We start from the raw sequence: 22,584 nt of genomic DNA, 5'->3' as shown, positions 1-22,584 counted from the left end.
AGCGGTGCAGCGTTACCCGAATATGAAGATTGGGTTTAATCCGCTGCTTCAGAAAGCCGCGCCAGGGTTTCATCGCGCCCCAGCACAAGCATCATGTCAAAAACCGAAGGAGTGACTGCCCGACCCGCCAATGCCGCCCGAAGCGGACCTGCCAGCTTACCGAACTTGACCTCCTTTGCTTCTGCAAAGGAATTCAGAGCCTCCTCCAGCTCGTTCCGGGACCAGCTAACATTTTGCAGCTGCGGCGTCAATTCAGTCAGTATACCATCGGATACAGATGAGAGCGCCTTTTGGGCTTTCTCATCGCACTCGATGGGGCGCGAGGTCAGTACAAAATGCGCTTTTTCAAGCAGTTCCGGGAAAGTCCGAGCGCGGTCCTTGAGACAATACATCGCGCTTTCCAGATCACTGGATTGTGTCTCCGAGAGAGGTGGCAGGTCGGCCGCCGCCAAGTAGGCTTCGATTTCACGCCGCAGTGCAGCATCATTTGAGATCGCAATATGCTGGCCACACAGGTTCTCGAGCTTTTTCAGATCGAACCGCGCCGGGCTTTTGCCGATTCCGCCCAGATCGAACCATTCTTTGGCCTGTTCATCGGTAAAGAACTCGTCGTCGCCGTGGCTCCAGCCGAGGCGGGCCAGATAGTTGCGCATCCCTGCGGCGGGGTAGCCCATAGCCTGATATTCCTGCGCGCCGAGGGCCCCGTGACGTTTCGACAGCTTTTTGCCGTCGGGCCCGTGAATCAGCGGGATATGGGCCCAGACCGGAACATTCCAGCCCATCGCCTCGTAGATCATCATCTGGCGCGCGGCGTTGTTCAGGTGATCGTCGCCCCGGATCACATGGGTTACACCCATGTAGTGGTCGTCCACCACAACCGCGAGCATGTAGACCGGTGTCCCGTCTGAGCGCAGCAGAATCATGTCGTCCAACTGGTCGTTCCGGATGGTCACGTCACCCTGTACTTGGTCTCGGATCACGGTGGCACCGTCTTGCGGGGCCTTGATGCGGATCGCGAAGGGCATATCCGGGTGGCTAGTCGGATCAGCATCGCGCCACGGGCTGCGGAACAGGGTCGATTTACCCTCGGCCCGGGCTTGCTCACGAAAAGCCGCGATTTCGTCCTGGGTCGAGAAACACTTGTAGGCTTTGCCCTCGGCCAGAAGCTGATGCGCCACTTCGGCATGACGCGCAGCCCCTTCGAATTGGCTGATGACATCTCCGTCATGATCCAGACCCAGCCACTCCATCCCTTGCAGGATGGCCGCCGTAGCCTCAGGGGTCGAGCGTTCCCGGTCCGTGTCCTCGATCCGCAACAGGAACTTGCCGCCGCGTCCCCGTGCATAGAGCCAGTTGAACAGCGCAGTGCGCGCGCCGCCAATGTGAAGAAAACCGGTAGGCGAAGGGGCAAAACGGGTGACGACCTGATCGGACATTGTGTTGATTAACCTTTTGGTAACCGCGATGGGCTTAGCTTGGCGCCTGTCTAACGAGCCTCAAGGACGGGGGCAACCATGCGTGTTCTCGCACAGGTCCGGTTGGCGCTGCTGAACCAGATCGGGTTTTTGTTTCCGTGGTCTCCGGTGTGTTTGGCCCTTGGGATCGGTCTCTATTTCGGATTGCGGTTCGAACCTGAGGGGCCTTTCTACCTGGGTCTGGCCGTCGCAGGATTGGCTTTGATCGGCTTGGGTCGTGTGTTGCCCGCCGGATGGGGCGCGTTGGCAATCGGGGGGGCGCTGGTGGCGGCGGGCTTTCTGCTGGCAGGTGCCCGTGCCCATATGGTAGCGGAACCGGTTCTGTCGTGGCGATATTATGGCCCTGTCGAGGGGAGGGTCGTCGCCATGGACCGCTCCGCCTCGGATGCGCTGCGATTGACGTTGGATCAGGTGCGGGTAGGGGACGTGCCAGAGCACCGACGTCCGCAGCGCATCCGCCTTTCTGTTCATTCCGAGGTTGGGTCCATCGCGCCGGGACAACGGATCATGACCACGGCGCATCTGTCCCCGCCGCAAGGCCCTGTCGAGCCCGGAGGGTTCGATTTCCGCCGCCACGCCTGGTTTAAGGGGCTAGGGGGTGTGGGCTATACGCGGGTTCCAGTGATGACCATCGCGCCGCCGCAGGACGCGGTGCAGGGCGTTCGGGTCACTGCTATTCGCATGGCAATCTCAGACCACGTGCGCGCCCATCTTCCGGGCGAGGTCGGAGGGTTCGCAGCCGCTGTTACAACAGGCGACCGCAGCGGCATGGGGCAGGACACGCTCGATGCGCTGCGCGCGTCAAACCTGGCGCATCTGTTGGCGATATCAGGCCTGCATATGGGGCTGCTGACCGGGTTTGTTTTCATGATTTGCCGCGTTGGGTTGTCTGCGATCCCCGCGCTAGCCCTCCGTTTGCCCGTCCGCAAACTTGCCGCTGGATGTGCGCTGGTCGCGGCTGTGATCTATCTGATGCTGTCCGGCGGCAATGTCGCGACAGAGCGGTCCTTTGTCATGGTCAGCGTCATGTTCGGAGCAGTTCTGATCGACCGTCGCGCCATTTCACTCAGGGCCGTCGCGGTGGCCGCATTGATCGTTTTGACCCTGCGCCCCGAAACCTTGCTCAGCCCCGGTTTCCAAATGTCGTTCGCGGCGACCACCGCCTTGGTCGCTGTGTTCGGAGCGCTGCGTGATTTCGGGCCCATGCCCGGGCAGAAATGGTCTAAAGCCGCTATTGGCCTTCTGATGTCATCAGCCATCGCTGGCCTTGCGACCGCACCAATCGGAGCGGCGCATTTCAATACGATGTCGCACTACGGTCTACTTGCGAATCTGCTTTCTGTACCGGTCATGGGGTCCGTCGTCGTCCCCGCGGCCGTTGTCGCGGCGCTGTTGTCGCCTTTCGGACTGGAGTGGATCGCGCTTGACGTTATGGGACTGGGACTGCGTTGGATTTTGATGATCGCGGAGTGGGTGTCCGGGTTGGACGGATCTCAGGGCTATGTGGTTGCGCCGCCATGGTTTGTCCTGCCCATGATCGCGTTAGGGGCGCTCTGGCTGGCTTTGTGGCAGGGCGGAGCGCGGTGGGTCGGGGTGGCTCCGCTGTTCCTCGCCTTTGTGCTTTGGACCTCGGGCAGCCGACCTGAGGTTCTGATCGCCGAATCCGGTGGGCTGGTCGGTGTTATGACTAGTGAGGGCCGCGCGCTCAGCAAAGAAAAAGGCAGCGGATTCGTGGCCACGGTCTGGCTTGAGAATGACGGAGACGATCTGACGCAGGGGCAGGCTGCCAGTCGATGGCCGGGCCATGCGGATCGTGTGCAAAGGATTGCTCTGACCGGGGCGGAGGTGATCCACCTCACGGGTAAACGCGCGGCGCTTGAGTTTGACGAATGCAAAACCGGTCAGATTATAGTGTCTTCGGTCGATCTGAGGCTCAGCGGAGACTGTACCATTTTCGACCCGGACCGGCTATATGAAACCGGAAGCCTGTCGATCTCAGGTGGCAAAATCACCTCAAGCGCCGAGATGATCGGCGATCGGCTGTGGTCCCCGAAATCCACGGGGACCCGCGCGAAAACGGGCAATCAGTAGGTCCGGATCAATCCGACTAGACGGCCCTGAACCTTGACCTTTTCCTGCGGCAGAACGCGGGTTTCATAGGCGGGGTTTGCAGCCTCCAGCGCGATGGCTTTGCCACGGCGGAAGAACCTTTTCAGTGTCGCCTCCTGATCCTCGACCAGAGCAACAACAATATCGCCATTGTCTGCGGTTGAAGTTTCGCGTATCACCACAACATCGCCGTCGTTGATCCCGGCGTCGATCATCGAATCTCCACGTACTTCAAGTGCATAGTGCGACCCTTGGCCCGAGACCATCGGGCCGGGCACCGCCACGTGGTGTGAGACATGGCTGATCGCCTCAATCGGAACACCGGCTGCGATCCGGCCCATGACTGGCAGCTCCATCGCGTCGACCGAGACCGGCTCGAAATTCGCAGGGCGCGGGCCTTCGGGCTTGTCGCCCTCGATCACGCGGGGGGTGAAGCCCGCCGTGGGCTCTCCGCCTAAGCTCTCTGGAAGTTTGACAATCTCAATCGCGCGGGCGCGGTGCGCCAGACGCCGGATAAAGCCGCGTTCTTCAAGCGCGGTGATCAGACGGTGAATGCCGGATTTGGATCGAAGGTCCAACGCCGCCTTCATTTCGTCAAAGCTGGGCGGAACGCCGTCCGCTTGTACGCGTTTGTGGATGAATTCCAGCAAATCCAGCTGCTTCTTGGTCAGCATCGCTCATACCTCGTCGCTTATGCGTTTGCATTTGTTCTACGCATGTTCACGTTTTGTGTCAACGATTTTGAGGATGTTTGTCGCTAACACGCGATATGTCCGGTGTATGTAACATGCGATCTGTCCGGTTCTATTCTGTCTCTGAGAGGAGGCGTTATGAACCGAGCAGAAGTGTTACAGGAAGTTCGACTGATGAAGTTTGAAGATGTGTATTCGCGGCGAAGCGCGAACAAGCTGACGCAAGAACAGGCGGCTGAGATACTGGGTGTATCCGTGCGCACCGTCAGGCGTTGGGAGGATCGATTTGAGGCGGATGGTGCAGAAGGTCTGTACGACCGTCGGCTTGGCAAACTGGCCAACAATCGTGTTGCCACGGATAAGGTCATGGAGATGCTTGAACTGTTTGATACCAAGTACTGGGATTACACGCCGAAGCATTTCCACGAGAAGCTGGTGGCCCACCATGGTTTCACACAGAGCTACAACTGGGTGCGGCTTACACTGCAGCGCCACGGCCGGGTTCAGGCAGCACCCCGACGAGGTGCCCATCGGCGCAAGCGGCCCCGCCGTCCGATGGTTGGCATGATGTTGCATCAGGACGGCTCCAGCCATGAATGGGTTCCGGGTCAGTGGTGGGATCTGATCGTCACCATGGACGATGCCACCAACCGGGTTTATTCGGCATTCTTTGTCGAGGAAGAAGGGACGATGAGCAGTTTTCAGGGGCTGACAGAGGTGATCGAGGCGCAAGGTCTGTTTTGCTCGCTCTATGCCGATCGGGGCTCTCATTACTGGCATACGCCCGAAGCGGGCGGCAAAGTGGACAAGGACAATCTGACCCAGGTCGGGCGCGCCTTGCAGCAACTCGGCATTGAGCTGATCCCGGCCTATTCACCGCAGGCCCGTGGACGGTCTGAACGCATGTTTGGCACGTTCCAGAACCGATTGCCGCAGGAACTGCGGTCCCATGGGATCACAACCATTGAAGAGGCCAATCAGTTCCTGAAAGAGGTCTATCTTCCCGAACACAATGCCCTGTTTGCAAAGGAGCCGGAGGATACGACCTCGGCCTTCGTGCCGTTTACAGGCAATGTGCGCGACACCCTGTGTGTGCAGGAAGACCGCGTCGTCGGCAACGACAATACGGTGCGCTACAAGGGCCTGGTCATGCAGATCGCGGCAGACAGGCACCGTCATCATTTCGTCAAGGCGAAGGTCAGGGTCCACGAATACCCCGATGGTCAACTGGTCATCTTCCACGGCCCGAGATGCATTGGCCGCTACCAGCCTGACGGATCACCCATCACACAGGAGGATAGCAAACACAAAGTCGCGTGACCCGCTTCGACGTGGCGCGAACGCGGTGGCCCAAATCTACGGTCGCCTACGGCTCCCTCCGAATTGGGCCACCGCGCAATCAACTGAAGCGGACAATTGGCATGTTACCTACACCGGACAATTCAGAATGTTCTCGACACGATTTTGAGGATGTTCTACAGCAGCAGGTACTGAACTTGGGCCCCTGCGGGCCAGGCCGGATCCTTGGGCGGGCGCATCAGCAAAGCATTCGCATCGGCCAGAACGCTCAGCAAGGAACTGTCCTGATCCGCGCAGGCCCGAATGCCGTTTTCATCGACGATAGCGCGCATGTAATGCTCTCGCGGACCATTGGCTGCAAGCGGTTCGGTCAGTACGGCTGTTTTGAACGGGTTGAGAATGGCCTCCAGCCCCAGCATTCGTCGGACTAAAGGAACAAGGAACAAATAGCCGCAAACCATTGCACTCACAGGGTTTCCAGGCAACCCGACCATCGCTGCATCCCCCATGCGACCGGCCATCAGAGGTTTTCCGGGCCTCATACGGATTTTGTAGAAGGAACGATCCATGCCTAACGCCTCGGAGACCTCGGAGACAAGATCATAGTCGCCGACAGATGCCCCTCCGATCGTGACCACCAGATCCGCTCCCTTGGCCAGTCCAAACGCGGTTTCCAGCGAAGACGCGGTATCTCGCGCGATGGGCAGAATGCGAACATGCGCGCCTTTACGCTCCAACAACGCCTTCAAACCGAACGTATTCGACGCGATGATCTGATCCGGACCCGGAACCTCTCCGGGCATCACCAGTTCATCCCCGGTCGAGATCAACGCGATCTGAGGTTTCCGCGCAACCGGGACCTGAGGGATATTCATAGCCGCCATGAGCGCCATATCCTCAGGGCGGATCACGCGCGGGGCGCTGATTGTGGTGCCCTTTGTGAAGTCAATGCCCGCCGGTCGGATGTTGGTCTTTTGGCCGGGATCGTCGCTGATGGTGATCAGGTCACCCTTACGGTCGACATCTTCCTGAATCACAACGAAATCAGCACCTTCCGGCACTGGCGCGCCGGTGAATATACGCACGGCCTGACCCGGACCCACCACGCCGTCAAAGCGGTTTCCGGCGGCCGATTCACCCACCAGCTTGAACATGGCGTGCAATTCGACCTCGGCCGCTTTGACTGCATAGCCATCCATGGATGAGGCCGCGAAAGGCGGTTGATCGCGCGTAGCGCTCACGTCTTGCGACAGCACACGACCTGCGGCCTCGGCCAAAGGGACGGTTTCTACGGGAAGGGTCTCAACCAGATCAAAAAGCAGCGCGCGGGCGTCTTCGACAGTTATCATGTCGCCTCGTAACGCCCTGATTTACCGCCGTCTTTCAGTAATACGCGAATACCGCCGATCTCCATCGCTTTGTCGACCGCCTTGGTCATGTCATAAACGGTCAGCGCTGCGGTCGAGACGGCAGTCAAGGCCTCCATTTCAACGCCGGTTTGGCCCGACGTCTTGACGGTGGCCTCGATCTGAACACCAGGCAGGTCGGGGTCCAGCGTCAACTCGACTGCGACCTTGGTCACCGGCAGAGGGTGACAAAGCGGGATCAGGTCCGGGGTTTTCTTGGCCCCCATGATCCCCGCAAGACGTGCGATACCCAGAACGTCACCTTTCTTGGCGCGACCTTCTGAAATCAAATCAAAGGTTTCCAAGGCCATCTTGATGTGACCAGCGGCTACGACCACGCGGTCAGTCACCTCTTTATCCGAGACATCGACCATATGAGCCTGCCCCTGCGCATCAAAATGGGTGAGAGGCATCACATCACCCCGGGGATCAGGGGGTTGGAGAGGATGTGGCGGGTGGCCGAAGTTACATCATCCTGCCGCATCAGGCTTTCGCCGATCAGGAAGCACCGCGCGCCGTAGCGGGCAATGTCCGCTAGATCCTCGGGTGTGCTCAAGCCGCTTTCACATACGATGGTGCGATCCCCGGGCACCAGCTTGGACAGGCGGCGCGTTGTATCCAGAGTGGTCTCGAAGGTCTTGAGATTGCGGTTATTTATCCCGATCAGCGGGCTCTTGAGTTCTGTTGCGCGCTCCAATTCTTCCTGATCGTGAACCTCGATCAGGACGTCCATACCCCAGTCGAACGCTGTCTGTTCCAACTCGGCGGCCTGACTGTCCTCGACCGAGGCCATTATGATCAGGATGCAGTCGGCGCCCAAGGCACGCGCCTCGACGACCTGATAGGGGTCATACATGAAATCCTTGCGCAGCGCGGGCAGGTTGGTCGCGGCACGTGCGGCGGTCAGATATTCTTTCGAACCCTGGAAACTGGGTGTATCGGTCAAAACCGACAAACAGGCCGCACCGCCTTCTTCATAGGCTTTCGCCAGAAGCGGCGGATCAAAGTCGGGACGGATCAAACCTTTGGACGGGCTGGCCTTTTTCACCTCGGCAATCAGGCCATAGCCAGACCGGGCGGCTTTACGCAGAGCTTCGGCAAAGCCGCGAACCTCGGGCGCGCTCCTGGCTTCGCTTTCAAGCTCATCCAGGGATTTTTGCGCCTTGTCCGCTTCGATTTCTTCCAGCTTGTAGGCTTTGATTTTGTCCAGAACGGTCTCGGTCATGCAGCTTCCTGTGTGATCCGCGCCAGCGCGGTAACTTTTTCTTTTGCTTTGCCACTGTCGATGCTTTCAGCAGCCATTTCAACACCTTCGCGCAGATCTGACGCGGCATCAGCCACGACCAGAGCGGCCGCCGCGTTCAACAGCGTCGCATCGCGATAGGCCGAGGGCGCGCCGTCGAGTAGAGCGCGGAACGCGACGGCGTTGTCTTCGGGTGTGCCGCCGACGATGTCTTCGAACGGATGGACGGGCAGTCCAGCGTCTTCGGGGTGCAGTTCGACCTCCTTGATGCGGTCGTCTTCCAAAGCGGCGACCCAGCTTATGCCCGTGATCGTCAGTTCATCCGTGCCGTCCGAGCCATGTACAAGCCACGCGCGCTCGGACCCCAGCAGGCCCAGCGTTTTGGCCATAGGTCGGATCAGCTCGCGCGTGAAGGCACCGGTGAGCTGGCGTTTGACGCCCGCAGGGTTGGTCAACGGCCCGAGAATGTTGAAGATCGTACGGGTTCCAAGCTCTTGCCGTGAGGGCATGACATGGGCAATCGCAGGGTGATGCATTGGGGCCATCATGAAGCAGATACCGGCCTCATTCAGCGCTTTTTCAACCACTTGAGGCCCAACCATTACATTGATCCCCATCTGTGACTGCAGATCAGCGGTGCCCGATTTCGAGCTGAGGTTGCGGTTGCCGTGTTTGGCGACCGTTACACCGGCTCCGGCAGTCACAAAGGCCGTCGCGGTGGAGATATTGAGGGTGTGCTTGCCATCACCGCCCGTTCCGACGATGTCCATTGCACCGTCGGGTGCGTTAACCGCGTTGCATTTGGCGCGCATCACGGCGGCGGCGGCGGCGTATTCATCGACCGTTTCACCGCGCGTGCGCATTGCCATCAACAGACCGCCAATCTGGCTGGGCGTGGCTTCGCCGTCGAAGAGGATGGCAAAGGCCTGCTCTGCCTCGGCACGGGTCAAAGGGCGGTCGGCTGACGCTCCGATCAGCGGTTTCAGGGCGTCGCTCATGCGGGGACTTTCAACTCTTGCAGGAAGTTCTTGAGGAGGGCGTGGCCATGCTCGGATGCGATCGACTCCGGGTGGAACTGGACACCGTGGATGGGCAGCTCTTTGTGTTGCAGCCCCATGATAGTGCCGTCTTCCAGCTCGGCCGTGATCTCGAGGCAGTCTGGCAGGCTCTCGCGTTCAACCACCAGCGAGTGATAACGCGTGGCCTCAAAGGGCGAAGGAAGCCCGGCGAAAACACCTTTGCCGGTGTGGTTCATGGTGCCCATCTTGCCATGCACGATCTCATGGCAGCGCACGACCTTACCGCCGAAAGACTGCCCAATTGTCTGGTGCCCCAGGCACACGCCCAAAAGCGGAGTTTTGGTTTCGGCTGCAGCTTCAGTCAGGGCAAGGCAGATGCCCGCCTGATCCGGGTCGCAGGGTCCGGGGCTCAGCAGAATTCCGGCGGGATTCATCGCCATGGCCTCTTGCACATCCAGCGCATCATTTCGGCGAATGACCATTTCGGCCCCAAGTTCGCCCAGATAATGCACCAGGTTGTAGGTAAACGAGTCGTAGTTGTCGATCAGCAGCAGCATTTGGCACTTGTCTTCGCTTGGGCATTTCAGGCTGGCGATGCAGCCCCGGGCCACGGTATAATGTCGGGACATACATGCTCAGGCTTGTGAGGCAGCGTCAAGAGGACATCCCGTTCTTGACCCGCCATCAGGTCGAGCGCCGCAGAAGATGGCGCAGAATGGGCGAGGCAAGACTAAAGGCGAGAGGCACGAGCAATGCGTGGATTTTTCGGAGGAATGATCGTCGGGGCGGTCGTTGTTTTGATCGTGGGGGTGATGTTATCGCTCAACACGCCGCTGGCCAATAAGCCGGTGGTCAAGACCCAGGCTCCCGAACCGGTGGATGTGGAAACACCCGAAGCACCGGAACAAATCGCCGAGACCCCGTCGGACGCGGATCTTGTCGAATTGCCGCCTGCTGGGCCGAAACCCGCCGAAGCGCCGGATGAGGCGCTTGATCTGTCCGATCTGGAAACGGTGCCCGACGAACAGCCCGTCGTGGCTGAGGCCGAGGACGCGTTGCAGGAACCTAAGGCCGAAGATCAAACCAGCGTGACCGTCATGACCGACGCGCCGGCTGCTCCGCAGGCACCTAGTACCGCCCCCGCCTTGCCGGAAACAGACGCGGCGCCGGTTGTTGTGGATGAAGCCCCAGAACCCTCTGCCGAGCCAGAAGATGTGGCGACGCTTTTGCCCGAACTGCCATCGCAGCTTGCGCCTGAAGAGGCTGAGCTGGATGAAGAGAATCCTTTTGAAAACAGCCCAATCGCTGTGGAAGGGGATGAGGATACTCTGCCCCGCAATCTGCCCAAACTGGCCGCACTCCCCCAGATTGGCGGAGAGGACACGACCTCGACCAACACACTGGTCGGCACGCGCGTTGTCCCCTTGACCGAACGGGACGATGCCCCGGTTGAAACCGATGAAACAGTCGTAGATGAGATGACCGGAAAGCCGATCGAGGATTACGCTGCCAGCTTTGAAAACCCCGAAGCCAAGCCGCTGATGTCGATTATCCTGATCGATGATGAGGGCTCTTTCGGAGCCGAAGCGTTGCAGGACTTCCCGTATCCCGTCAGCTTCGCGATCAGCCCATCCGACCCCGACGCCGCCGAGAAAATGGCCCGCCACCGCGCCGCCGGGTTTGAGGTTCTGGCCATGGCCGATCTGCACGAATCCGCCAGCGCGCAGGATGCCGAGGTGTCGATGGCCGTATGGTTGGACACGCTGCACGAGACAGTTGGTATTCTGGAAGGAGTCGAAAGCGGAATTCAGGGCAATCGGAAACTGGCGGATCAGGTTGCGTCGATTGCGGCGGCCACCGGTCGTGGGTTGATCACGCAGGATAACGGGCTGAACACGGTCCAGAAACTGGCCGCGCGAAACGGCATCCCCTCGGGCGTCGTGTTCCGCGACATTGATGGCGCACGGCAGGACCCGAAAATCATGCGCCGTTTCCTTGATCAAGCAGCGTTCCGTGCCGGGCAGGAGGGGACGGTTGTGATGCTGGGTCGTGTGCGCCCCGAGACGATTTCAGCCCTGCTGCTGTGGGGTCTTGAGGATCGCGGCAACCGCGTTGCCATGGCGCCGATCTCGGCGGTTATGAAACGCGAAATCCAGTAACCTTTCCGCAGAAAAGAGGAGGGCGGTTGATCCTGCAATCAGCCGCCCTTTCTTTATGAGTTGCGGTTGCGCGTGAAGCGGGCCGCATCCGCTGCTGCCCGTCGTATGGCGTTGGATTTATGGACCGTTTCCATATATTCCGCCTCGGGGTCGCTGTCGTAGACAACGCCGCCACCGGCTTGAATATAAAGCTTGTGATCCTTCACGATGGCCGTGCGCAGGGCGATACACATATCCATGTCACCACCGGCGCTGAAATACCCAACACCGCCGCCATAAACGCCGCGCTTTTCTGGCTCCAGCTCATCAATGATCTCCATCGCGCGGACCTTGGGCGCGCCCGAGACGGTGCCCGCAGGCATCCCGGCAAAGAACGCATCCAGCGCGTCTTTGTCTTCGGCCAGTTCTCCGACCACGTTCGAGACGATATGCATCACGTGGCTGTAGCGCTCGATGATGAACTCTTCGGTCGGGCGAACGGTGCCGATCTTGGCGACGCGGCCGGTGTCGTTGCGACCCAGATCCAGCAGCATCAGGTGCTCGGCCAGTTCCTTTTTATCGGCCAGCAGGTCAAGTTCATTTGCCTTGTCCTCTTCCGGGGTCGCGCCACGCGGGCGCGTTCCGGCGATCGGGCGGATCGTCACTTCGCTGCCGAAGACGCGCACCAGAATCTCGGGGCTGGCGCCCACGACCTGAAAGCCTCCGAAATTGAAGTAGAACATAAAGGGCGACGGGTTCGTGCGGCGCAGCGATCGGTAGAGCGCAAAAGGCGGCAGCGGGAAGTCCTGAGTCCAGCGTTGGGCTGGGACGACCTGAAAGATATCGCCTGCGCGGATGTACTCCTTGGCCTTTTCGACCGCCTCCATATAGCCGGATTTGGTGAAATTCGACACCGGAGGCGCAACCTCATGCGCTTCGCCTAGATCGCGTGTTTCAGCAGGCATGGCGCGTTCCAGATCACGCACCGCGTCCATCACACGCTCGGCGGCCTGCGCATAGGCGGCCTTGGCCGATTGGCCGTCGGTGACCCATGCAGGGGACACGACGGTCACTTCGCCCTTCACGCCGTCCAGCACCGCAATGACCGAGGGGCGTTGCATGATGGCGTCTGGCAAGCCCAGCGGGTCAGGATTCACGTCGGGCAGATATTCGACCAGACGGACCATGTCATAGCCCAGATAGCCGAACAGCCCAGCCGCTGCCTGAGGCAGATCATCGGGCAGGTCGATACGGCTTTCGGCCAGAAGCGCGCGCAGATTGTCCATCGGATTGCCTTCTTGCGGCGTGAAGGCTTCGCCATCGAACCGGGCCGAGCGATTCAGCTCGGACTCCTCGCCCCGGCAACGCCAGATCAAATCGGGCTTCATACCGATGATCGAGTAGCGCCCGCGCACCTCGCCTCCGGTAACCGATTCCAGCACAAACGCATCCTTCTGCGCCCCTGTCAGTTTCAGCATCAGCGAGACAGGTGTGTCGAGATCGGCTGCAAGGCGCGTATAGACGACCTGGTTTTCGCCCGCTTCATAGGCGCGCGCGAAGCTTTCATATTCGGGTGTCAGGGCCATTGGGGTCTCGTTTAATAACTCGCCTGCACGGCGTTCAGGGCCTGCTGGTCGACAACCGGGCGCGCGCGGGTTTGGGCGTCGCGCACATAGGCGTCAAAGATGTTCTGCGCCAGAGCCTGATTCATTTGCGCGGCCAATGCGTCGCTCAGTTGACGCAGCTCATCGCTTTCTGCTGGTGGCAGAACCTCGTCCAGACGGACGATCAGGGCAGTTCTTTCGCCGCCAATGACGCGCAGGTCGCCCGGCTCCATCTCGAAAACTTCGTTCATGAAGATTGCGGGGACGTCATCCAGAAACGCAGTCCGCGTCAGGGCGTTTTCCACCCGGAACGGCAGACCGGTGGCAGTGAAATCGCCATCCGTTGCCAGGGTGGTGACAACAGAATTGGCCTGCTCTTGCAGTGCTTTGGCGGTCTCGGCGGCAACCCATGCAGCGGCGACGCGGTCACGGGCGCTGTCCAGAGGCTCCGGGCGTGGCGCCAGTTCTTCGTTCAGACGCAGCGCGAAAATTGAGCCGTCTTCGAGGAAGTCTATCTCGGGGAAGTCGCCGTCGCGTACTGCCTCAGCCGCGCTGCGGAAGCCGTCATAAGCGGCAACTTCATCCACACTGTCGCGGGTCCAGTCGATTTGGCCAAGCTCCATATCGGTTTCCTGTGCCAGCTCTTCGAGCGTGGCGCCACCGGCGAGCATATCGTTGATGTCTTCGGATTGTGCTTCGATCAAACGACGCGCGCGGTCCGAGGCCAGTTCTTCCCGCAAAGCAGGCTCGGCATCCTCGAACGGGACGTTGTTGGCCGCCAGTGAGCCGTTGATGCGGAACAGCGCCGGGCCGAACACGGAAGGCAGAGGGCCAACGACCGAGTCCAGCTCCGCTGCAAAGACCTCATCCGCGGCCTCGCCCAGATCGTCGCGGGTTACGTCGCCCAGATCAATGTCGCTCAGCTCAAGCTCGCGTTCGCGTACGAGTTGCTCGAAGGTTGTGCCGCCGACCTCAAGCTGGGCTTTGGCGTTGTTCGCAGAGTCCTCATCCGGGAAGTTCAGGCGTTCGACCAAGCGGCGCTCAGGCTGCTGGTATTCATCGGCGCGCTCATCATAGAGGCGGCGCAGCGTGTCCTCATCCACTTCGACCGTATCCAGCAGCATTTCTGGCGACAGGATCGCATAGGTCAGACGCTTGGTGCGGGGCAGGGTGAATTGGTCGGTGTTCTCGTCGTAGTAATCTTGGATTTGCGCATCGGTCGCATCGCCCACTGGGGTTTCCAGCGCGTCCGTGCCCAAAGTCGCCACGGTAAAGCTACGGCGCGCGCCGATGTAATTTGTCAGAGTGTCGGTCAGCGTCGCAGGCATTTCGACGCCACCAATGATCGCGCCCTGTACGATCGTGCGCGAGGATTCCTTTCGCAGGTCCGATTCGAACTCGGTATCGGTCATCCCGATCTGTTCCAGCTGAAAGCGATAGGCTTCGCGGTCGAACGTGCCGTTCACGCCTTGAAAGGCCGGGATCGAGACGATCTCGTCTTGCAAGTTCTCGTCGCCAATGGACAGGCCCAGTTGACCAACCTCGTTATCAAGCGCGGCCAGAGCGGTCAGGCGGGACAGGGCGAGCTGTTCCAGACCCAGCTCACGCGCCTGAGACATCTGCAGGGCTTGGCCGGTCTGCGCCTCAACCGCGCGGATTTCGCGTTGAAGTTCGCGGACATAGGCGTCGACCGAGATACTCTCATCCCCGACCTGCGCAACCGTGCGGATGGTGCCGGTCAGGCTGGTGGCGCCAAACCCTGCGAGGCCTACGAACAGAAGGCCCATCAGAATCCAGACAAAGGTTTTCGAGATGCTGTTCTTGCCTGCGGCCATGATGCCCTCTTACTGCTTGCCCTGTTGGTTGCGGCCCTGAATACGACGGGCACCGCCGGGGGGCAAGCTTAGAAGGACAGAGCCTGCAACCGGTCGAACAATTGGGCGATCCCGGCGCGGTCTAGATTGGCGAACGCGATGCGCACCTGACGTTTTCCAGCCGGGTCATGATCAGGCATAAACATGGTGCCGGGCAGCAGCAGGATACCGGCCTCAGGCACCAGTCTTTGCGCCAGCTCGTCCGACGGGAGGTCGAAAGGGTGTTCGAGATAGGCGAAATAGGCACCAAGACCCAGCAGGCGCCACCCTTTGGCCTCAAGCTGAGGCACGCCCTCAGCAATCGCGGCGCGGCGGTCGAGGATTTCGTCCCGCTCTCCGGCAAGCCATTGCGACAGGTTCTGCATGCCCCACAGGGCGGCAAACTGGCCGATCTGACCGGGGCAGATGGCGACGGTGTCGAGAAACTTCTCGGCCTCGGCCAGCAGGCTTGTACTGGTTGCAACCGCGCCGACGCGATGTCCGGTCAGGCGGTAGGCTTTGGAGAAGGAATAGAGATGCACCAGTGTCTCATCCCAGCCGGGCCTTTGGAACAGGTCATGCGGAGGGCCACTGCGGCTGTCAAAATCGCGGTAGGTTTCGTCGACCAGCAGACGAATGCCTGCCTCACGCGCGAGATCGTAGAAGGCGCTGACCAGTTCAGCCGGGTATTCGACGCCGCCCGGATTGTTTGGGGTTACCAGAGAAATGGCGCGGGTTTTTTCGGTGACCAAAGCACGCGCCGCCTCTGGGTCGGGGAGCAAATCGTCGCCCGTGGGCAGGTCAATTGCCCGCACGCCTGCCATGTCCAACCACATTTTATGGTTGAAATACCATGGGGTTGGGAGGATGACCTCATCCCCTTCGTCGGTCAGTGCCGAAATCACGGCAGAGAATGCCTGATTGCAACCCGACGTTATGGCGATCTGATCCGGCGAAACCTGTCCCGCATAGTGATTGCTGATTTGCGCGGCCAATTCGGTGCGCAGATCGTTATTACCGAGCACAGGTCCGTAGAGATGGGCGCTGTCTTCGTTTACAGCGAACTCTGCTATGGCCTCCCGCATGGATAGCGGCGGAGGGTCAACCGGCGCGGCTTGACTGACATTGATCAGAGGCTGGCCGTCATGAAACACGACTCCGTCCAACCAACGCCGCGCCTCCATCACTGGTGGCGGGAAGGTGGACCGAGTTCGTGTTTGGGACATGGCAGAATCTTCGCGAGGCTCTGCCTCGCGCTCCGAGGTATTTTTGAACAGAAGAAGCTAGTCGGTGCCGCGATAAGGCTCGACATATTGCAGGGCCATATCCCAGGGGAAGAAGATCCACGTGTCCTGGCTGACTTCGGTGATGAACGTGTCCACCATGGGGCGGCCTTTGGGCTTGGCATAGACGGTGGCGAAATGCGCCTTAGGGTACATCGCGCGCACCAGTTCCAGCGTTTTGCCGCTATCGACCAGATCGTCGATGATCAGAACGCCTTCACCATCGCCCATCAGATTTGCATCTGGTGCCTTCAAAACTTCGGCTTCGCCTTGTTCCTGATGGTGATACGAGCGGACGCTGATTGTGTCGACGGTGCGGATGTCCAACTCGCGGCTGACGATCATGGCAGGGGCCATGCCGCCGCGGGTGATCGCAACAACAGCGCGCCATGCGCCATCATCCGGGCCTTGACCATCCAGCCGCCACGCCAGAGCGCGCGAGTCGCGGTGAATTTGATCCCAACTGATGTGGAAGCCTTTTTCGTGGGGCAGGCGGTCTTTGGCGCTCATGTTGTCTTAACCCTTTTCAACGTCCGGGGCATCGACGGCTTTCATGCCAACGATGTGATACCCCGAATCCACGTGCAGATTCTCTCCGGTGACGCCGCTGCTGAGGTCGGACAGCAGATACAGGGCCGAGTTGCCCACGTCGTCGATCGTCACGTTGCGGCGCAGGGGCGAGTTGTATTCGTTCCACTTCATGATGTAGCGGAAGTCTCCGATGCCGCTGGCGGCCAGTGTTTTGATCGGGCCGGCGGAAATCGAGTTAACGCGGATACCGTCCTTGCCCAGATCTTCGGCGAGATACTTGACCGACGCTTCGAGCGCGGCTTTAGCGACACCCATCACATTATAATGGGGCATTACCTGCTCGGCGCCGTAATACGTCAGAGTAATGGCGCTGCTGTCCTCGGACATCATCTTTTCGGCCCGCTGCATCACGGCGGTGAAGGAATAGACGGACACATCCATAGTTAGTTTGAAGTTTGCTCGGCTGGTGTCGACATAGCGGCCGCGCAGCTCGTTTTTGTCCGAGAAACCAATGGCGTGGACAACGAAATCCAGTTTGCCCCATTTCTCTTCCAGTGAAGTAAACAGAGCGTCGATCGACGCCTCGTCACTGACATCACATGGCAGCACGATTTCACTACCGAGTTGCGCTGCCAGAGGGTCGACACGTTTTTTCAGAGCATCGCCCTGATAAGAAAAGGCCAGCTCGGCCCCGGCGTTGGACAAGGCGCGGGCGATTCCCCATGCGATTGATTTGTCATTGGCCAGTCCCATGATGAGGCCGCGTTTTCCGGCCATCAACTGATTTGACATGATTGGTTCTCCGCCTGTCGTCGCGTTATGTTGCGATGGGTTTATGCCATTGACTGCCCTGCTTCAAGGCCGTGTGGTCTTGCCCGCGGCGGGTAATCGCCCTAGGCTTCCGACAAATACTTTCCAGGGGATGGAAATGACCGAGCGTGATGGCATTTTTGCTGGCTCCGATCCGTTTGAAATAGCGGCGCGGTGGTTGGGTGAGGCCGAACAGAATGAACCGAATGACCCGAACGCGATTGCGCTGGCGACCGTTGACAAAGACGGCATGCCGAACGCGCGCATGGTACTTTTGAAAGACATCGAGCCGGAGGCCTTTGTTTTCTATACCAACTATGAAAGTGCCAAGGCGGCTGAGTTGGATCAGGCTGAAAAAGCCGCTTTTGTCATGCATTGGAAATCTTTGCGGCGTCAGATTCGTGTTCGTGGTATAGTCAGTCGGGAAAGCGGGCCCAAGGCGGATGAATATTATGCGTCACGGTCGCTGAAAAGTCGGCTGGGTGCTTGGGCGTCTAAGCAGTCGCAACCCCTTAGCAGCCGAACGGCCCTGATGGCCGAGGTTGCCAAGGTGACGGCAAAACTTGGATCCAATCCGCCACGCCCTCCATTTTGGGGAGGATACCGGTTGGTTCCGACTGAAATTGAATTCTGGGCCGACGGCGCATTTCGCCTGCATGATCGGTTTAGATGGCGGAGGGCTGATCCGGGTTCCGCTTGGGATGTGCAGAGGTTAAATCCATGACGTTCACGTATCGCGAAATGCAACAGACCGAAATCAAAGGTTTTTTTCAGCTTGTATTTGCCTGCCATTGCCATAAAAATCGAAACCTTAACGCACTACTAAATCATTCGATGGGAACACCGTGCCTGAAGACCTGAACAACATGTACCGCGTTCGTGGACACGTAAAATGGTTCGATCCCGCAAAGGGATACGGGTTCGTTGTGTCTGATGAAGGCGGCCCGGATATTCTGTTGCATGTGAACGTGTTGCGGAATTTCGGGCAGAGCTCGGTCGCCGATGGGGCAGGCATCGAGATCATGACCCATCGTACGGATCGCGGTGTTCAGGCGGTCGAAGTTGTTGCTGTCGATCCTCCGGTGCGCGCCGACTCAATGATGTTCGCCGACTTTGCCGAGCTGGATCCGGCGGCGATTGCGGCCGCGCCGTTGGAAGCTGCACGGGTGAAATGGTTCGACAAAGGCAAGGGATTCGGTTTCGCCAATGTGTTCGGCCGGGATGAGGATGTGTTTTTGCATATCGAGGTTCTCCGCCGTTCCGGTCTTGCCGATCTGCAGCCGGGCGAAGCGCTTGCCATGCGGGTGATTGATGGCAAACGGGGCCGCATGGCGGCTCAGGTCTTGGCTTGGGAAGCGGCGCTGGATCACTAACACCATGATGCGGTTTTGGGCTTCTCTGGCAGTATGCGTGACATTTCTGGCAGAAAGCGTGGCCGCAGAATGTCGTCCTGACCGGGTAGAGTTGCGCAACGATCAGACTCATGTCCGATTTGATGTTGAACTGGCCGTGACCGGTCCCGAGAAATCGCGCGGGCTGATGTTCCGCGAGCACTTGCCGAACCGGTCTGGCATGCTCTTCGTCTACGACCCACCGCAACAGGTGGCGTTCTGGATGAAGAATACGCTGATTCCTCTGGACATGATTTTCGTCGATCACTCGGGCGTTGTGACCCGCCTGCATGAAGGTGCGATTCCCGGTGATCTAACTCCGATTGAAGGGGGCGGCGACATCTTTGCCGTGCTTGAAATCAACGCCGGTTTGTCCGCGCGTTACGGCATTCAGCCCGGCACCCAGATGCGGCACGAAATTTTTTCACAAGCGAGTGCGATTTGGCCCTGTTAGGGCTTTTCAAATCAGATCAGCATCGTTAGGAACGGCGCACGGTTCGGGGCGTGGCGCAGTCTGGTAGCGCACCTGTTTTGGGTACAGGGGGTCGTAGGTTCGAATCCTGCCGCCCCGACCACTTCTTCACTTATGTTGGTGAACCACCCATCGCTTGGTAGAGCGCGCTCAGCGCTTTATCCAGCGTTTTGCTTTCAACGGGAACTTCGACGGTTGCGCCGCTTTTCTGCGGCACTTGAAAGAACAGCCGCGCATCCACGCGGTACCCGCCAGAGGTTTTGGTTGAGGTCATGCGCATGATACTCTGCGGCAGATCCTCGGGCGAGCCATCATAGCTGAGAATCAAAAAGGCTGTGGTATCCGGTGGTAGAAACTCGCGGCACTCATAAGTGTCAATCGGCATTGAATAATGACCCCCCATCGGCGTCCAAATTTGACCCCCCTTGGAGCTAAGAGGGGCGTTGAGGGGGTCGTGTTTAGGTTGATTCAGGAGGGGGTGGACAGCAGGTCAAACCGAAAAGAGAGCGTAGCTCGACTGAAGGTTTGACCTGCTGTCTGTTTTGAATTTATTCCCCGATTTCGAGGTTAGTCGCGGTGGTTAATTCGCCAGCTTTCGTTCCCGGTTTCGATGATATCGCAATGGTGTGTCAGTCGATCCAGGAGAGCAGTGGTCATTTTGGCATCTGTGAACACACTCGGCCATTCAGCAAATGCGAGGTTGGTTGTTAGCAGAATAGACGTTCGCTCGTACAGTTTGCTGATGAGATGGAAGAGTAATCGTCCACCAGACTCTGCGAACGGCAGATAACCGAGTTCGTCTATAATCACGAGGTCGACGCGGATCAGCTGCTCGCTGAGCCGCCCGGCGTTGCCTTCGCGATGTTCAGCCTCCAGCTTGTTCGCGAGATCCACAGCGCTGAAGAACCTGACCCGCCGGCGGTTATTGACCGCGTGGCCCCCGATCGCTGTTGCGAGATGCGTTTTGCCCGATCCGGTTCCACCGACCAGCACGCCATTCCTGGCCTGGTCCATAAAATCGCCGTCATGAAGATTGCGCACGACTTCCTCGTTGACGGGGCTGACCGTGAAGTCGAACTCAGGTAAGGACTTGCAGACCGGGAACTTTGCGGCACCCATCTGATACCGGATCGAGCGCGCAGTCTTTTCGGCCAGTTCGGCCGTGAGGAGTTCGGCCACGACCTGTTGGGGCCGCCAGTTGTTTTTGGCTGCGGCCTGCATCACTTCGTCAAAGCAGTTGACGATGCCTGGCAACTTCAGTTGACGGGCAAGTTCGAGAATTTCCTTACGCAGTTGCATGGGAGCCTCCAAGCCTGTCATAGCGAGCGCAATCCGCGATCGGTGCCATTTTCAGCTGCAGGTGGGCAGGCGGCTCAATCGCCTTTGGCGGCGGGGGATTGGTGCGCCGAGAGACAATGTTCAGGATCGCATCGGCCTTGCGCAGGCCAGATTTTAGAGCTTCTTCGCAGGCAGCCTCGACCACATCAATGTCGTGCTGGTAAGCAGCGAAAAGAATATCGGCAAGTTGCCGGTCTCCGTCGGATGTGCCCCGCAGATGGGTCCAGATCTGCGTCATTGCCGGTGGTAGGTCCCAGTCACGGAACGGTGCTCCATTGCGCAGAGCGCCAGGCTTGCGCTTGAGGACGGGCACATAGTGCCAAGGGTTGAAGATCGTTTTTCCTCGGCCGAAGCACCGTTCGTGCTCTCCGACAATCTCACCGTCTTGGCGCAGGACAATCCGCGTGGCGTAGACCTGCAACTGGACCTGACGTCCAACAGCTCTTGCCTCAACGCTGTATTTGTTTCTTTCGAAGTTGATCAGGCAGGTTCGGCTCACGGCGACCGTCTTTTCACGGAACCCGACGAAGGGCTTCTGCAGATGCGTCAGCAGCGGCTTTTCCTGCTGGAACTCCTCCCAGACCGTCACCTCCAGGTTTTCCGGATGCCGCAGTTCTTTTGCGCGTTTGATCGCGTCTTTTTGCAGCCGGGCATTCAATTCATCGAAGTCGGCCACCTCCAGACGCGGTGTAAAACTATAGGCGCGGCTCTCCTTGACCAGATTCTCAACCTGACCCTTCTCCCAACCGGCCGCGCGCGTACAGGCGATCGGGTTCACCAGATGATGAGAACACATCCGGGAGAATGCCTTGTTGAACTTTCTTTCCTTGCCCGACAGGATCGCATCGACGGCGGTCGTCATGTTATCGTAGATCCCGTTGATGCAGCCTCCACCAAAGAATTTGAAGGCCTCGTCGTGGGCATCAAAGACCATCTCCTGCGTCTCGCGCGGATAGGCAATGGAGAATGGCATGCGGCTATGGCAAAGTTTGAAATGGGCAACCTTCACGGTCGTGAGTGCACCGTCCATCAAAACCGTCTCCACACTCCAGTCGAACTGGTACGCCTCCCCAGGATCAAAGATCAGCGGGATGAACGCCTGCGCCTGTTGTCGGCCGTGCGCAATGCGCCAATTCTTTGTGTAGCGTCGAACACTGTCATACCCGCCGCCAAAACCATCATCGGAGAGTTCCTTCCAGATTTTGGTCATCCGCTTGCGGTGTTTCTTCGGAAGCGCCTCGTTCTCCTCAAGCGTTTCATCCAGACGCGCGCGCCAAGGCCCGAGCACCGGGTATGGCTGCGATTTGCGCTCATATTTGAACTCCGTCACTCCCGATCGGATTATCTTTCGAACCGTTGCACGGCTCAAATTGAGCGAACGGCAAATTTCCTTGATGCTCTTTTTTTCGATCAGGTGTAAGCGACGCACTTTTCTAATAGTTTCCACGCAAATCATCCCGCTTGCCTCTCCATCGACTGCTCAATGAAAAGGATGTCTACAACCATAGGGAGGGGTCAAATTTGGACGCCGATTTCCCCGCTTAGGGGGTCAAAATTGCACGCTTTTCTACACTCATAAGAATTGGCGTCGATTTTCTGGAAGGTTTCGCCGGGGCCGTCGCAACTGGTCTGGAAGGTTTCGAACAACCTGTCGGGGTAGGCGCTGAATTGAGCGCTACGCGACGCCGTTGGCAATTCTTGTGCTGTGCAGGCCGCGATCAGGGCGCCTATCGGGGCGAGTTGAAGCAACTTCATCGTTTTGCCTGCTCTTTGTTCAATGGGTTGACGCGAGGATATGGCCGAAAGGCCACAACGTGATTCCCTGCCAGCTTAGCCAGCACAGGACTGGATGATCAAACCCGGATAACCATGCTGGTAAAAAAGGCAATTTCATCTGGCCGGTTTTGCGATCGGCGCCGTC

22 protein-coding genes and 1 tRNA gene are annotated in these 22,584 nt (G+C 58.9%); 7 read left to right on the top strand and 16 right to left on the bottom strand.

Annotated elements, in window-relative coordinates:
* Window positions 1-35: 35 nt before the first annotated feature.
* Window positions 36-1,436 carry a glutamate--tRNA ligase gene (gltX, locus tag ACOERD_RS03170; protein ID WP_419738027.1) on the bottom strand — a complete coding sequence of 467 codons (1,401 nt, stop codon included), beginning with the start codon at window positions 1,434-1,436 and terminating at the stop codon, window positions 36-38.
* Between the two features lie 78 nt (window positions 1,437-1,514).
* Here gltX and ACOERD_RS03165 point away from each other — a divergent pair, with 78 nt between their 5' ends.
* Window positions 1,515-3,566 carry a ComEC/Rec2 family competence protein gene (locus ACOERD_RS03165; protein WP_419738026.1) on the top strand — a complete coding sequence of 684 codons (2,052 nt, stop codon included), beginning with the start codon at window positions 1,515-1,517 and terminating at the stop codon, window positions 3,564-3,566.
* On the opposite strand, the gene lexA is transcribed toward ACOERD_RS03165, so the two are convergent.
* On the bottom strand, window positions 3,560-4,258 hold the full coding sequence (gene lexA, locus ACOERD_RS03160) for a transcriptional repressor LexA (RefSeq protein ID WP_170373813.1): 699 nt from the start codon (window positions 4,256-4,258) through the stop codon (window positions 3,560-3,562). The two genes, ACOERD_RS03165 and lexA, sit on opposite strands and share 7 nt — an antisense overlap.
* A gap of 156 nt (window positions 4,259-4,414) precedes the next feature.
* Here lexA and ACOERD_RS03155 point away from each other — a divergent pair, with 156 nt between their 5' ends.
* The gene (locus ACOERD_RS03155) at window positions 4,415-5,596 is read left to right on the top strand and encodes an ISNCY family transposase (RefSeq protein ID WP_419737631.1); all 1,182 of its coding nucleotides are present in this window, start codon (window positions 4,415-4,417) and stop codon (window positions 5,594-5,596) included.
* Window positions 5,597-5,751: 155 nt separating this feature from the next.
* On the opposite strand, the gene glp is transcribed toward ACOERD_RS03155, so the two are convergent.
* From glp to ACOERD_RS03130, 5 genes are read right to left on the bottom strand one after another with little or no spacing between them, the layout of a single operon-like run.
* The gene (gene glp, locus ACOERD_RS03150) at window positions 5,752-6,924 is read right to left on the bottom strand and encodes a gephyrin-like molybdotransferase Glp (protein WP_419738025.1); all 1,173 of its coding nucleotides are present in this window, start codon (window positions 6,922-6,924) and stop codon (window positions 5,752-5,754) included.
* On the bottom strand, window positions 6,921-7,394 hold the full coding sequence (gene moaC / locus ACOERD_RS03145) for a cyclic pyranopterin monophosphate synthase MoaC (RefSeq protein WP_419738024.1): 474 nt from the start codon (window positions 7,392-7,394) through the stop codon (window positions 6,921-6,923). Before moaC ends, glp begins: the two co-directional genes overlap by 4 nt.
* On the bottom strand, window positions 7,394-8,206 hold the full coding sequence (gene trpC / locus ACOERD_RS03140; RefSeq protein ID WP_170665064.1) for an indole-3-glycerol phosphate synthase TrpC: 813 nt from the start codon (window positions 8,204-8,206) through the stop codon (window positions 7,394-7,396). Before trpC ends, moaC begins: the two co-directional genes overlap by 1 nt.
* Window positions 8,203-9,222, bottom strand: coding sequence for an anthranilate phosphoribosyltransferase (trpD, locus tag ACOERD_RS03135; protein ID WP_419738023.1), 1,020 nt, complete (start codon window positions 9,220-9,222; stop codon window positions 8,203-8,205). Before trpD ends, trpC begins: the two co-directional genes overlap by 4 nt.
* Window positions 9,219-9,800: an aminodeoxychorismate/anthranilate synthase component II gene (locus ACOERD_RS03130; RefSeq protein ID WP_170459279.1), complete on the bottom strand. Its 582-nt coding sequence runs from the start codon at window positions 9,798-9,800 to the stop codon at window positions 9,219-9,221. Before ACOERD_RS03130 ends, trpD begins: the two co-directional genes overlap by 4 nt.
* A 195-nt stretch (window positions 9,801-9,995) precedes the next feature.
* Between ACOERD_RS03130 and ACOERD_RS03125 the strand changes: the two genes are divergently transcribed.
* Window positions 9,996-11,402, top strand: coding sequence for a divergent polysaccharide deacetylase family protein (locus ACOERD_RS03125; protein WP_419738022.1), 1,407 nt, complete (start codon window positions 9,996-9,998; stop codon window positions 11,400-11,402).
* A 53-nt stretch (window positions 11,403-11,455) separates the two neighbouring features.
* Here the strand turns inward: ACOERD_RS03125 and trpE are convergent, their stop codons facing one another.
* The 5 genes from trpE to fabI all read right to left on the bottom strand — a co-directional run bounded on the left by trpE (window position 11,456) and on the right by fabI (window position 17,444).
* On the bottom strand, window positions 11,456-12,967 hold the full coding sequence (gene trpE / locus ACOERD_RS03120) for an anthranilate synthase component I (RefSeq protein ID WP_419738021.1): 1,512 nt from the start codon (window positions 12,965-12,967) through the stop codon (window positions 11,456-11,458).
* 11 nt (window positions 12,968-12,978) lie between these two features.
* Window positions 12,979-14,820, bottom strand: a complete 1,842-nt coding sequence (locus ACOERD_RS03115; protein WP_419738020.1) for a SurA N-terminal domain-containing protein — start codon at window positions 14,818-14,820, stop codon at window positions 12,979-12,981.
* A 68-nt stretch (window positions 14,821-14,888) separates the two neighbouring features.
* Complete coding sequence (locus ACOERD_RS03110) at window positions 14,889-16,064, bottom strand: aminotransferase (RefSeq protein ID WP_419738019.1); 1,176 nt, start codon at window positions 16,062-16,064, stop codon at window positions 14,889-14,891.
* 57 nt (window positions 16,065-16,121) lie between these two features.
* Entirely contained in the window at window positions 16,122-16,631 is a 510-nt protein-coding gene (gene gpt / locus ACOERD_RS03105) for a xanthine phosphoribosyltransferase (RefSeq protein WP_170373804.1), read from the bottom strand.
* 6 nt (window positions 16,632-16,637) lie between these two features.
* Window positions 16,638-17,444 (bottom strand): enoyl-ACP reductase FabI, encoded by an 807-nt coding sequence (gene fabI / locus ACOERD_RS03100; RefSeq protein WP_170373803.1) that lies wholly within the window; start codon window positions 17,442-17,444, stop codon window positions 16,638-16,640.
* 136 nt (window positions 17,445-17,580) lie between these two features.
* Between fabI and pdxH the strand changes: the two genes are divergently transcribed.
* From pdxH to ACOERD_RS03080, 4 genes are all read left to right on the top strand, one after another.
* Entirely contained in the window at window positions 17,581-18,186 is a 606-nt protein-coding gene (gene pdxH / locus ACOERD_RS03095) for a pyridoxamine 5'-phosphate oxidase (RefSeq protein ID WP_170373802.1), read from the top strand.
* Between the two features lie 121 nt (window positions 18,187-18,307).
* On the top strand, window positions 18,308-18,835 hold the full coding sequence (locus ACOERD_RS03090) for a cold-shock protein (protein WP_419738018.1): 528 nt from the start codon (window positions 18,308-18,310) through the stop codon (window positions 18,833-18,835).
* 4 nt (window positions 18,836-18,839) lie between these two features.
* The gene (locus ACOERD_RS03085) at window positions 18,840-19,307 is read left to right on the top strand and encodes a DUF192 domain-containing protein (protein ID WP_419738017.1); all 468 of its coding nucleotides are present in this window, start codon (window positions 18,840-18,842) and stop codon (window positions 19,305-19,307) included.
* A gap of 44 nt (window positions 19,308-19,351) precedes the next feature.
* Window positions 19,352-19,428 (top strand) — tRNA-Pro (locus tag ACOERD_RS03080).
* Window positions 19,429-19,437: 9 nt separating this feature from the next.
* Here ACOERD_RS03080 and ACOERD_RS03075 read toward each other — a convergent pair.
* The 4 genes from ACOERD_RS03075 to ACOERD_RS03060 all read right to left on the bottom strand — a co-directional run bounded on the left by ACOERD_RS03075 (window position 19,438) and on the right by ACOERD_RS03060 (window position 22,418).
* Window positions 19,438-19,710 (bottom strand): hypothetical protein, encoded by a 273-nt coding sequence (locus tag ACOERD_RS03075; protein WP_419738016.1) that lies wholly within the window; start codon window positions 19,708-19,710, stop codon window positions 19,438-19,440.
* 182 nt (window positions 19,711-19,892) lie between these two features.
* A complete protein-coding gene (gene istB / locus ACOERD_RS03070) occupies window positions 19,893-20,624 on the bottom strand; it encodes an IS21-like element helper ATPase IstB (protein ID WP_419737606.1) in 732 nt (243 codons plus the stop codon).
* Window positions 20,611-22,119, bottom strand: coding sequence for an IS21 family transposase (istA, locus tag ACOERD_RS03065; RefSeq protein ID WP_419737605.1), 1,509 nt, complete (start codon window positions 22,117-22,119; stop codon window positions 20,611-20,613). The genes istB and istA overlap by 14 nt, the downstream gene beginning before the upstream one ends.
* 59 nt (window positions 22,120-22,178) lie before the next feature.
* Window positions 22,179-22,418, bottom strand: coding sequence for a hypothetical protein (locus tag ACOERD_RS03060; protein ID WP_419738015.1), 240 nt, complete (start codon window positions 22,416-22,418; stop codon window positions 22,179-22,181).
* Window positions 22,419-22,584 lie beyond the last annotated feature (166 nt).

The organism is Ruegeria sp., from assembly GCF_965199275.1.
Classification (GTDB): Bacteria; Pseudomonadota; Alphaproteobacteria; order Rhodobacterales; family Rhodobacteraceae; genus Ruegeria.
Note: the sequence above shows the minus strand (reverse complement) of the source record. Positions and strands in the feature narration are given on the sequence as shown.